This is a genomic window from Pseudolysinimonas sp. 10J20-29 (assembly GCF_055809595.1).
In genome coordinates this window covers 1921495-1933410 of record NZ_CM147917.1, presented here as the reverse complement: position 1 = coordinate 1933410, position 11916 = coordinate 1921495, and the positions used below count along the sequence as shown (strand labels likewise).

Below are 11916 nucleotides of genomic sequence, written 5' to 3'. Positions count from 1 at the left end.
GCGGGCGCCCGTGAACAGATTAGGCCAGCTTCGGCGCCGACGTTTCCTCAGTCCGGTGTGGAGCTGCCTACCGGCGAAGCGCCGGGGGTGCGGGGCCGGAGAGCGAAGTACGCGGCCGCGACGAATCCGTCGGCGAGCGTCGCGTAGAGGCGCGCGAGGACGGACAGCACGATCGCATCCGCGACGGGAAGGTACTGCGACGCGATGAGGACGATGACAGCTTCTCGTACCCCGAGCCCGGACGGCACGAAGATCGCCAAGATCCCGATCGCGCCCGCCAGAACATACGCGGCGGCGAGCGGGAGAACTGCCTCCGCGGGCACGTCGGTGATGTCGGTGGCGATGAGGACGAAGCCCGCGCCGTTGAGCAATCTCGGGACCGTGTAGCCGGCGATGAGACCGAGAGTCCGTCCTGTTGGCAAGAACAGACCCGGATCGACATCGCGCCGGAGCACTCGCCGCGCCACCCACACCGTGAGCGGCCGGAATACCGGGCCGATGGCCACGATCGCGAGCGGGACGAGCACCAGAAGCGGCAGCACGAGCGTCACGGGGTTGTCAAGGAACAGCTCGCCGCCGAGCGACAGAAGAAGAATGATGACCGACGGAACGATCGACGCGATCTGCAGGAAGACGTTCTCGTAGATGAAGGACACGCTGACGAGCGCTCGGCTGATGCCGCGTTTGGTGGCCCACAGCACTTTGTTCGCGAACGAACCGAGCTGGCCCGGGATGTACTTGAGAACCCACGAGAGGCAGTGCGTGGCGATCGCGTCTCGGCTCGTGAACTCGGCGTTCGGATCCATCGCTCGCATCGTCGCGCCCCAGAGCCACCCGGAGACGAGCACCGCCGCCACCCAGATCGTCACTCCCAGGATGGTGGCGGGGCCGATCGTGATTTCGATGTCCTGGACACGGTCCCAATTGGCGATCAGCGAATTGGCGAAGAACCACACGACGACGCCGATGACGATCGCGCTGAGGGAGTACCGCAGCACGGAGCGCGCGTTGGCCGAGCGGAAGGCCACCACTCAGCCCAGTCGGTTGTAGTTGCGGATGGTGCCGAGCTCCTTCTTGACCGACCGCGGGATGACCCCCAGCGGGTCCGCGTAGCCGACCGCGATCAGCATCACCACGCGATCTGTTGTGCGCAGACCCAAGGTCTTCTCCATGCGACGTTCGAGAGGCTCGAAGTCGGGCCAGTTGATGACGCTCGACGAGAGCCCTTCCGTCTCAAGAGCCAGCATGAACGCCATCGCGGCGAGCGACGCATCGATGTAGATCGCGTGCCGGTCGCGCGGACTGAAGTAGGAGTCGAGCTTGCCGATGACGGTGATGATGACCGGGATGTTCTGCGAGTAGCCCGCAGCGCCGAACGGGATCCCTGCGACCTTTCGGACGAGTTCCGGCTCATCGAAGATGCGGAACTCGTACGGAAGTCGGTTGCATGCGGTTGGCGACTGGACTCCGACCTCGAGGGCCGCGTCGATCTTCTCGCGCTCGACGGGGCGCTGCTCGAACCAGCGCACCGAACGCCGTCGCATCGCCAACTGGCTCAGCTGCTCCAGGGTCACCGACGACTCGATGCTCTCCTGGCGAGTGAACGGCGCAAGCGCGTGCCCCTCGTGCTCGATCGGCGACAGACTGGCGAAGCGCGCGCGCGCATCGTCGAGCGCGGGAGCGGACCCGGTGCACGCGGCGAAGTAGGCGTCCAGGACATCGTGCGCCCACCTGAGCTCGCTGGAATCCATCTCCGAAGTCCCCAGGCGGCTCTGCTCGTGCGCGTGCTCGTAGAACTCGATCGTTTCACCGATGTAGTCCAGCGCGAAGACATCGCGCCGCGGCCGCATCGTCAGTCCCTTTTCCAAGCGGTGAATGTTTCGGCGGAGTTCGACGTTGCTTCGCCGGGAGCGGCTGCGCTTGTTCCGGTAGTAGTCGCGTCGACCGCGCACGACGGCGGCTTGCTCGCGATTGAAGCTCACCGGCCAGACGAAGTACAGCAGGTGTGTGAGCACGCGGCTCGAGCCGAAGACCTCAAGGGTGACAGTGTTCACGACTTCGTAGCTGCGGCGAATCCACGTGATTGCGAGCAAAGTCTTTGCGAGGTTTTTGAGACGACTGAGCATGAGGGGGTCCTTCGGCGCGATGACGGCGTGTGGCACGCACGACGTGCAGAGCCTAGCCGACGCGGGAACCGCGGTCCTCCTGCCCGAGGCGTCAACGCCGTAGGGTGAGAGCCATGTCGTCTCGTCGTTTTCAGCAGCTGCTCGCCGTCGCCGCCGTCGGGCTCGCGCTCGGCGCGGCAGCCGCGATCGCCGGGGGCGCTACCGGCTCTTCGCTCCTTCGCGCGCTCGGCTGGCTGGCGGTGGCGGCCGTGCTCGCGGGGCTCCTCGTCGTCGCAATCGTGATCGCCATTCGGGTCGAGTCGCGGGTGGCCGCGAACGCGCGCGGGGTCGAAATCCTTCAGGCCGATCTCAAGCGAGTTCGTCGCCTGCTGAGCAGTGAACCCGGCTCCCTTCAGAGCAGGCTTCGGCACGATGTGCTTCGCGACGCCTCGGCGCTGCGCACCCTGCACGACAGCTTTCCGAGCGAGGCGGAGCACGTCCCGCTCACGAGCTACTCCGCGCTTCCCGGCACGGCACTGCTGCTGACCGAGTACGTGCGCGAACTGCCATCCGGCTCCACGGTGCTCGAACTCGGGAGTGGCGCCACGACCCTCTGGATGGCGCTCGCCGCCGCTCGTCGCGGTGGCGATGTCCGAATCGTGTCGCTCGACACCTCGGAGGAGTGGGCCGAGGTGACACTGCGCGCGCTTGAGCGAAATGGCGTGGCTGACCGGGTTGAGCTCCGGATCGCCCAGCTGTCACCGGTGGCGACCGCCGAGGGGCAACAGCTCTGGTACGACGAATCCGGATGGGGTGACCTCACCGAGATCGCATTGCTGTTTGTTGATGGGCCTCCCGGTTCCACGGGGCCGCTCGCGCGGTACCCCGCTCTCGAGCTGCTCGGGAATCGGCTCGCTCCGGGTGCCACGATCGTCATCGACGATGTCGATCGCCCAGACGAGCGCGAGATGGTCGAACGCTGGCTGGCAGCCGAGCTTCCGGCGGGCACGGTCGTTGCGCGCGAGCAGCGGGAGCGCACCGCGAGCCTCACGTTGCGGGCCTGAACTAGGGGAGGCGTCGTGCGCACTGCCGAAGCGAGCGCGCCAGCGAGCGCGGTGCCGTCGGTTGTTAGGCTCCTGACGTGCTGATCACCCCGCTTTCGATTCCGGATGCCAAGCTCATCCAGCCGCGCATCTTCGGCGACGAGCGGGGGGCCTTCATGGAGTCCTTCCGCGCCGACCGGCTCGCCGAGGCGACCGGGCGCACGATGCCGGTCGTGCAGACCAACACCTCGGTGTCGGCGCGCGGCGTCGTGCGCGGCATCCACTTCGCCGAGGTGCCGCTCGGCCAGGCCAAGTACGTGACCGTCGCGCACGGCGCGATCATCGACTACGTCGTCGATCTGCGCGTCGGCTCGCCCACTTTCGGCCAGTCCGACTCGGCCGAGCTCTCCGCCGCCAACCGTGCCGCGCTGTTCGTTCCCGAGGGCTTCGGACACGCCTTCGTGGCGCTCGCCGACGACACCGTCGTCACCTACCTCGTGAGCGACGTGTTCCGTCCCGAGCGCGAGCACGGCATCACGCCGTTCGACCCCGAGATCGCTCTCGATCTGCGGTTCGAGCGCGAGGAGCTGCGAGCTCTCGCCGAAGGATCTCGACGCGCCGACGCTGGCCGAGGCGCGCGAGGCCGGCCTGCTGTCGACCTGGGACGACTGCCAGGCGCGCTACCGCGACCTCGCCCCCTGATGCGCGTCGCGTTCGTCAGCCATCAGTCGTCGGCGCACCTGGGGGGCGCCGAGCGATCGATGCTGGCGATCATCGACGCCTGGCGGGCCGCCGACCCCGAGCTCGAGCCGATCGTGATCGGCCCGGCGCCCGCGGCGGCGCTGGCGGACGAGGTGCGCCGGCGCGGGTGGGAATCGCTCGACGTGCCGATGACCGGCTGGGCGGTCTGGGACGTCAACGGCGGATCGGCGCAGCGCCGACTGCGCGACGCCGAGAACGCCGCCGCGACCGCCGCGATCCGGCGCCTGCTCACCGAGCGCGAGGTCCGGCTCGTCGTCACCAACACTCTCGTCGTGCCGTGGGGGGCGATCGCCGCCGCCGCGCTCGGCATCCCTCACGTCTGGTTCGTGCGCGAGTTCGGCGAACGCGTCCAGGGCTTCTTCTACCCGGGCGGCCGTGAGGCGGCCCTGCGCGAGATCGGGGAGCTCTCGCACGCCGTCGTCGCGAACTCGTTCGCGGTGAAGGCGATGCTCGACGAGCACATGCCGCCCGAGAAGGTCTCGGTCGTCTACCCGCCCGTCGATCTCGCCGCGGTGCGCTCGCGGGCACTCGACGTCAACGAGGCGACGCCGGAAGAGCCGTCGCCGGCGCTGCGGGTGTGCGTCCTCGGCCGGGTCACGCACAGCAAGGGGCAGTGGCGGGTCATCGAGGCGCTCGGCTCGACGACGCACGACCGCATCAACGTCACCTTCGTCGGCGAGGTTCTCGATCGTGGGGCGGATGCGGCGCTCATCCGGCGGGCGCAGACCATCGCGCCGACGGCGCGCGTGCGCTTCGCGGGGGAGCGGGAGAACCCGTTCCCGACGGTCGCAGCCGCCGACATCTGCGTGATCCCCTCCGAGAAGGAGGCGTTCGGGCGATCCACCCTCGAGTGCCTCGCCCTCGGACGGCCGGTCATCGCGACCAGCTCGGGGGCGGGCGCCGAGCTCATCGTCAACGGGGAGAGCGGGCGCCTGGTCGCGCCCGACGACATCGCAGCCCTCGCGCGCGCGCTCGATGACTACGCGGCGGATGCCGACCTGGTCGCGCGGCACGGCCGCGCCGCCGCCGTCCGCGCCGAGACGATCGCGTCCGGCCCCTTCACGCTTCCCGCCGCCATCAGCACCCTCACCGCGGCGCTCAGCGCGCATCCGGCACAGCTTCCGGCGCGCTGGCAGGACTGGTGTCGCGACCTCGACGACATCGCCGCGCCGCGCGGCACCGGCGCCCTGCGCGCGCGAGCGCGCGCTACGCGTCTGGTGCGCCGCGGACTGCGCGCGGTGCGACACCCGGTGCGTGCCGCACGGGCGCTGCGGGCGCTCCTCGCGCGCTGACTCACAGGCTGGTTCCCCGTGCGTCGATACGATGTCCGAATGGACTCTCGCGATCACCTGGCGATCCGCTGATGCGCGGCATCATTCTGGCGGGCGGCTCCGGCTCGCGGCTGTGGCCGATCACGCAGGGCATCTCCAAGCAGCTGATGCCGATCTACGACAAGCCGATGATCTACTACCCCCTGTCGACCCTGATGACGGCGGGGATCCGTGACGTGCTCGTCATCACCACCCCCGAGCACCGCGACCAGTTCGAGGCGCTGCTCGGCGACGGCTCGCGCCTCGGCATGACGATCGAGTACGCGGTGCAGCCGAGCCCCGACGGGCTCGCCCAGGCCTTCATCATCGGCGCCGACTTCATCGGCGACGACAGCGTCGCGCTCGTGCTCGGCGACAACATCTTCCACGGCGCCGACCTCGACCGCGCGCTCGACGCCAAGACCGAGCTCGTGGGCGGGCTGATCTTCGCCTACGAGGTGGCCGATCCGACCGCCTACGGCGTGGTCGAGTTCGACGTCGACATGAACGCGCTGTCGATCGAGGAGAAGCCGGTCGAGCCCAAGAGCAGCTACGCCGTTCCCGGTCTCTACTTCTACGACAACGACGTCATCGAGATCGCCCGCGGCATCACGCCGAGCGCGCGCGGCGAACTCGAGATCTCGTCGGTCAACGAGCACTACCTGCACGCCGGCCGCCTCGCCGTGCGCCCGCTCGCGCCCGGAACCGCGTGGCTCGACACCGGCACCATCCACTCGATGATGGAGGCGGCCGAGTACGTGCGCGTGATCGAAAGCCGTCAGGGCCACAAGATCGGCTGCATCGAGGAGATCGCCTGGCGGTCCGGCTGGATCAACGACCAGCAGCTGGCCGCACTGGCGGAACCGCTCCGCAAGAGCGGGTACGGCGTCTACCTGGAAAGGCTTCTGCACCGTGCGCGCTGAGATCAAGAAGCGACTGGCGCCGCTCTTCCGCTTCAGCCGCGCCGAGATCCTGACCATCCTGGCGCTCGCCGCGCAGCCGTTCGTGCTGATCCTGCTCGCGCTGGTGATCGCCGCGATCGAGTACCCCTGGCTGCTGCTGGTGTGGTTCCTGCAGCTGGTCGCGCTGGTCGTGATCGCGCTGGTGTTCCTGCGGCGCCGGCTCTCCACGCGCGTCGCCGTGCGGCACAACCCCCAGGTGACCGGGTTCCTCTCGGACGGTTTCCTCGATGACCCCACCGAGAGCGCGGTGCTCAGCGGCGCCCCCGCCGCGGCCCGCCGCTCGGTCAACCGGCTGATCGCCACCGCGACCCCCGACGAGCTGCTCGCCTACGCCCTGCACGCCGGCACGCGGCCCGTCATCGACGCGCTGGCCCTGCGCGCGACGAACGGTGCGCTCGATGTCGCGGCGCTGGTCGCGCTCGGCGGTCTCGCGGAGCCCGAGCGCTCGCGGGCGCTCGGCGCAGCCAATGCCGACCTGCTCGTCGGACTCGCCCGCGTCGGCCAGATCCACGACTTGGGGGAGTCGGCCGCCGCACGGCTGCTCGACCTGGCCGTCGATCGGAGCGCCGCCGCGAGCGACACCACGCGCGTTCGGCTCGCCGAGCTGTGCATCGGCGCCCGCCGCTGGGACGACGCCGCGCGGGTGCTCGACCTGGTGGAGTCCGACTCGTGGCACCGTCGCCTCCTGCTCGCCGACCTGGTGAACCCGGTCGCCCCCGGCGCCGGCCCCGAGCACGAGGCCGCCTGGCTCGCACTCGTCAACCCCTCGTTCGCCGCCTCGGGTCTCGAGCCGGTGGCGCTGTCGAACAACACCGGCGTCGCCTTCGACCGGCTGTCGGCGCCGACGGCGATCCCGTCCAGCGCCTCCGGCCCGCGCGTCACCGTGATCATGAGCGCGTTCCGGCCCAACGAGGACACCATCCACGCGGTCCGGGCGATCACGCACCAGACCTGGCGCGACTGGGAGCTGCTCGTCATGGACGACGCCTCGGGTCCCGAGTTCGACGACATCTTCGCGCGCATCGCGGCCCTCGACGAGCGAATCACGGTGGTGCGCTCCGAGGTCAACGGCGGCACCTACGTGCGGCGGAACGAGGCGCTGAACCTCGCCACCGGCGACTTCGTCACGATGCAGGACTCCGACGACTGGAGCCACCCGCGGCGACTCGAAGTCCAGGTGCAGCATCTGCTCGCGCACCCGCACGAGCCCGCGAACCTCACCTCGGCGCTGCGGGTGACCAGCGACCTGCTCTTCACGCAGGGCCGCGGCCTGTATCTGCGGCTGAGCGAGCCGTCGCTGATGTTCCGTCGCGAGCTGGTGGTCGGGCGCATCGGCTACTTCGATTCGACCCGCAAGTCGGCCGACTCCGAGTACCGCGTCCGCATCGGCGCGGCGTTCGGCCACGAGGTCCCGCACCTCACCACCCGCGGGCCGCTCATGTTCATGCGCTTCGATCTCGCCTCGCTGAGCGGATCCGATCTCGCCGACGGCTGGACGCATCCGGCCCGGGTCGCCTACCGCAGCTCGTACAAGAACTGGATCGAGTCCGGCGGCACCCGCCCGACCGGTCTTCGCATGCCGTTCCCGCTCGAGAAGCGTCTGTGCAGCGCCCCCACCCGCATCACCGGGGAGAGCCCCGACCGCGGCGAGGTCGATATGCTGCTCGTCGTCGACGCGCGGCGCGGCGGCACCCTCGACCACAACGGCGCGGCCGTCCGCGCGACCGTGCGCGCCCTGACCGGGAGCGGCCGACGTGTCGCGATCATGCATGCCCCCGGTTTCATGCACGGCGGGCAGGAGAAGCTCATGTGCGCGCACTACCACCGACTGGTCGAGGAGGACGGCGTCGTCGAGTTCATCTCGCGCGGCGAGACGATCCGCGCCCGCACCGTCGTCGTGCTCGGGCGCGGGGCCATGCTCGGGGTGCCGGAGAATGTGGGCGTGACCGCCGACGACACGGTGCTCATCACCGGCGTGGACGACCCGATCGTCACCGATCCCTTCGCGGCGCAGTTGTGCGCCGCCCGCTTCGGCCACACGCCGAAGCGGCTCAGCCCGGCCGAGTTCCGCGAGCGTCTCGCCCTGGGCGAGATCGAGGTCGCGAACTGACCGTGCACGGGCGACCCTCCGCGGTCGCCTACACTGTGACCTGACTTTTCGGCTGGCTGAAAGCGCACAATGAACTACCTCAAGGAGCTGCTCGCGACGCGCGAGCTCCTCATCAACCTCACCATGCGGGAGGTCAAGGGGCAGTACCGGCGCACCGTGTTCGGGCAGCTCTGGTCGCTCCTCAACCCGATCGCGACGATGCTCGTCTACACGGTCGTGTTCTCGGTGATCTTCCGCGCCCGCCCGGACCAGGGCGATCCCAGCGGCCTGGACATCTACCCGCTGTGGCTGATGTGCGGTCTGCTGCCGTGGCTCTACTTCAGTCGCGTCATCAACGGCGGACTCACCACGATGGTGACCAGCGCCAACCTCATCAAGAAGGTCTACTTCCCACGCGTGCACCTGCCGCTCTCGGTGATGCTGTCGGTCGGGTTCACCTGGCTCATCGAGATGGGCGTCCTGGTCGCCGCGCTGTGGGTGTTCGGCGCGTTCCCGCTGCCGTGGATCCCGGTCGCGCTGCTGTTCATGGCGCTGCTGGCGCTGATGGCGGTCGGCTTCTCGATGATCTTCGCGATCCTCAACGTGCACTTCCGCGACACCCAGCACTTCGTCACGATCATCCTGCAGATGTGGATGTATCTGACGCCGATCATCTACCCCGTCAGCCTGGTGGCGGATGTCGCCGCCGAGCGCGGCTCCTGGATCCTCACCGTCTACCAGCTGAACCCGATGGAGCGCTTCGTCCAGGTCTTCCGCAACCTGCTGTACGACAATCGGTTCCCGGAGCTTGCCGACACCCTGTACTGCGTGGGGGCGGCGGGGCTGGTGTTCACCCTCGGATTCCTGGTGTTCGCCAAGAACGAGAAACGATTGGCGGAACTGCTGTGAGTGAAGAACCTGCCGTCGTCGTCGACCACCTGTCGAAGCGATTCCGCCTCTACCGCGAGCGCAACCAGACGCTCAAGTCGGCGATCATGCGCGGCCGCAAGACCGTCGCCGACGAGTTCTGGGCCGTCAAGGATGTCTCCTTCACCGTTCCGCACGGGGAGACCTTCGGCATCATCGGCCGCAACGGCTCCGGCAAGTCGACCCTGCTCAAGACGCTCGCCCGCATCTACTACCCCGACAAGGGGTCGGTGAAAATGAACGGCAAGGCGGCGTCGATGCTCGAGGTCGGCTCCGGGTTCCACCCCGAGCTGAGCGGGCGCGAGAACGTGTTCCTCAACGGCTCGATCCTCGGGCTCAGCCGCAAGCAGGTCGCCGCGCGCTTCGATGAGATCGTCGAGTTCTCGGGGGTCGAGAAGTTCATCGACCAGCCGGTGAAGAACTACTCCTCCGGCATGTACGTGCGCCTCGGGTTCTCGGTCGCCGTGCACACGCAGCCCGACATCCTCGTCGTCGACGAGGTGCTCGCGGTGGGCGACGGGGCGTTCCGCGAGAAGTCGCGGCAGAAGTTCCTCGAGTTCACCGGCGAAGGGCGCACGGTCATCTTCGTCTCGCACTCGCTCACGCAGGTGCGCGAGATGTGCCAGAGCGTCGCCTGGCTGGACAAGGGCGAGCTGCGCGACATCGGACCGGCCGACGAGGTCACCGCACGCTACGAGAAGTCGCTCGAGGCCGACGCGGCCTGAGCCGGTTCAGCCGGTGCGCGACTGCTTCTGGGCGCGACGCGCGACCCAGGCGCTGCGCAGCGACAGCCCGACCGACAGCGCCGCCCGGACCGGCCACAGGTACCACCGCGAGTACTTCCGCGCCAGGAAGCGCCGGGCCGAGTCGTGGTGCGCGCGCACCATCGCCGCCGACTCGGTCGCCGTCGACTGGGCGCCCAGATGCATGACGGTGACGCCCGGCTCATACCGGTTGAGGTATCCGGCGAGCCCGAGCCGATAGCCCAGATCGACGTCCTCGAAGTACATGAAGTAGCCGTCGTCGAAGCCCGACACCGCGTCGAAGGCGGAGCGGCGCACCAGCAGGCACGACCCCGAGAGCCAGCCGGCGTTCCGCGCGGTCGGCGCGCCGGTCGTCTCGCTCCGGTACCGCCGCGTCCAGGGGTTCGCGTGCCAGAGGTTCGCGAACAGGGCATGCCCCACCCCGGTGCGCAGCGACGGGACGGAGCGGGCCGAGGGGTAGATGCTGCCGTCGGAGTTCAGCACGGCGGGACCGACGGCGCCGATCTTCGCGTCCGCCTCACCCGAGGCCCGCAGCGCGTCGACGACGCCCGCCGCGAGTTCGACGTCGGGGTTCGAGATCAGGATCCACTCGACCGAGGCCGGCAGGAGCGCGACGCCCGCGTTGATGGCCGCGCCGTAGCCGGGGTTCGAGGGCATCGGCACGTAGGTCGCGTGCGCCGCCTCGGTCAGCTCCCGCGTGCGGGGAACCGGGGTCGGGGAGTTGTCGACGACGATGCACGCCAGGTGCTCGCTCGAAGATCCGGGCAGCGTCTCGAGGAACGCCTTCAGCACCTCGTCGGCGCGGAAGGCCACGGTGACGACGCCGATCCGCGGCGACGTCGCATCCGGGAGCGGCGCGGGGGAAGACATCGTGGGGACGATTCTACTGGTGCGCCTCGCCTAGGCTGGCGTCGTGAATGCGGGCGACCTTGCGACGCTGCCGACGGTCTCGGTGGCCCTGTGCACGCACAACGGCTCCCGCTTCGTCGCCGAGCAGGTGCGCAGCATCCTCGCCCAGGTTCCGGCGCCCATCGAGATCGTGCTCGGCGACGACGACTCGAGCGATGACACCGTGGCGATCGTCGAGCGGATCTTCGCCGAGGCGCGCGCGACCGACCCCGCGTTCGCGACGGAGCTCGTGGTGCGGCGGCACGCGCCCGCGCTCGGCGTCGTCGGCAACTTCGCCGACGCGATCGCCGCCTGCCGAGGCGACCTGATCGCGCTGAGCGACCAGGACGACGTCTGGCACGCCGAGAAGCTGGGCACGATCGTGCCGCGCTTCGCGCGCGATGAGCTGCTGCGCTTCGTCCACTCGGATGCCCGACTCGTCGACGCCGACGGCCAGCCGCTCGGCCTCCGCCTTCTCGAGGCCCTCGAGGCGACCGCCGCGGAGCGCGACGGTCTGGCACGCGGCGACGCGTTCGGCGTGCTGCTGCGACGCAACCTGGTCACCGGGGCGACGGTCGTGTTCCGCCGCGAGCTCGCCGCGGCGGCCGCGCCGTTCCCGAAGAGCTGGGTGCACGACGAGTGGCTCGCCGCGATCGCCGCCGGGTCCAGCGCCGAGCCCGGCGCCCTGAGACTCGTCGAGGAGCCGCTCATCGACTACCGCCAGCACGGCGCGAACGAGATCGGCGCGCGGCGGCCGACGATGGCCGATCGCTGGGCCAAGCTGCGCGAGCCGCGGGACGAGCGCGCCCCCAAGCTGGCCGAGCGCACGCGGCTGCTCGCCGAGCGACTGGCGGCGCTGGGCGCGCCGCCGGAGCAGCTCGCCCGCGCCGAGGCGAAGCACCGCCACGAGGCGTGCCGTCGCGACCTGTCGCGCTGGCGCATCGCCCGGCTGCCCTACCTGATCGGCGGCGCGCTCTCGGGCCGCTACGCGCGCTACAGTCGCGGACCGATCGACATCCTGCGCGACCTGGTCCAACCGGCCCGCAGATCGGGTCGCCCCTAGGAT

The 11916-nt window shown here is 69.6% G+C and carries 10 protein-coding genes; 7 read left to right on the top strand and 3 right to left on the bottom strand.

Translation table 11 applies throughout. From position 1 onward, the window contains the following. Positions 1-47 precede the first annotated feature (47 nt). Both AC0L6Y_RS09395 and AC0L6Y_RS09390 read right to left on the bottom strand, forming a co-directional pair. Positions 48-1028, bottom strand: a complete 981-nt coding sequence (locus AC0L6Y_RS09395; protein WP_473551389.1) for a lysylphosphatidylglycerol synthase domain-containing protein — start codon at positions 1026-1028, stop codon at positions 48-50. Between the two features lie 3 nt (positions 1029-1031). Next, positions 1032-2054: a nitroreductase family protein gene (locus AC0L6Y_RS09390; protein ID WP_473551386.1), complete on the bottom strand. Its 1023-nt coding sequence runs from the start codon at positions 2052-2054 to the stop codon at positions 1032-1034. Positions 2055-2239: 185 nt separating this feature from the next. Here AC0L6Y_RS09390 and AC0L6Y_RS09385 point away from each other — a divergent pair, with 185 nt between their 5' ends. The 6 genes from AC0L6Y_RS09385 to AC0L6Y_RS09360 all read left to right on the top strand — a co-directional run bounded on the left by AC0L6Y_RS09385 (position 2240) and on the right by AC0L6Y_RS09360 (position 9923). After that, a complete protein-coding gene (locus tag AC0L6Y_RS09385) occupies positions 2240-3169 on the top strand; it encodes an O-methyltransferase (protein WP_473551383.1) in 930 nt (309 codons plus the stop codon). A gap of 77 nt (positions 3170-3246) precedes the next feature. After that, on the top strand, positions 3247-5202 hold the full coding sequence (locus AC0L6Y_RS09380) for a dTDP-4-dehydrorhamnose 3,5-epimerase family protein (protein WP_473551379.1): 1956 nt from the start codon (positions 3247-3249) through the stop codon (positions 5200-5202). 71 nt (positions 5203-5273) lie between these two features. Continuing rightward, positions 5274-6143: a glucose-1-phosphate thymidylyltransferase RfbA gene (gene rfbA / locus AC0L6Y_RS09375; protein ID WP_473551375.1), complete on the top strand. Its 870-nt coding sequence runs from the start codon at positions 5274-5276 to the stop codon at positions 6141-6143. Beyond that, positions 6133-8292: a glycosyltransferase family 2 protein gene (locus AC0L6Y_RS09370; RefSeq protein WP_473551373.1), complete on the top strand. Its 2160-nt coding sequence runs from the start codon at positions 6133-6135 to the stop codon at positions 8290-8292. Before rfbA ends, AC0L6Y_RS09370 begins: the two co-directional genes overlap by 11 nt. A gap of 69 nt (positions 8293-8361) precedes the next feature. After that, on the top strand, positions 8362-9180 hold the full coding sequence (locus tag AC0L6Y_RS09365; protein WP_473551371.1) for an ABC transporter permease: 819 nt from the start codon (positions 8362-8364) through the stop codon (positions 9178-9180). After that, on the top strand, positions 9177-9923 hold the full coding sequence (locus AC0L6Y_RS09360) for an ABC transporter ATP-binding protein (RefSeq protein ID WP_473551369.1): 747 nt from the start codon (positions 9177-9179) through the stop codon (positions 9921-9923). Before AC0L6Y_RS09365 ends, AC0L6Y_RS09360 begins: the two co-directional genes overlap by 4 nt. A 6-nt stretch (positions 9924-9929) precedes the next feature. Here the strand turns inward: AC0L6Y_RS09360 and AC0L6Y_RS09355 are convergent, their stop codons facing one another. Next, positions 9930-10832, bottom strand: a complete 903-nt coding sequence (locus AC0L6Y_RS09355; RefSeq protein WP_473551367.1) for a glycosyltransferase family 2 protein — start codon at positions 10830-10832, stop codon at positions 9930-9932. A gap of 43 nt (positions 10833-10875) precedes the next feature. On the opposite strand from AC0L6Y_RS09355, the gene AC0L6Y_RS09350 reads away from it, so the two are divergent. Then, entirely contained in the window at positions 10876-11913 is a 1038-nt protein-coding gene (locus AC0L6Y_RS09350) for a glycosyltransferase family 2 protein (protein WP_473551365.1), read from the top strand. The last annotated feature ends 3 nt before the right edge of the window (positions 11914-11916 follow it).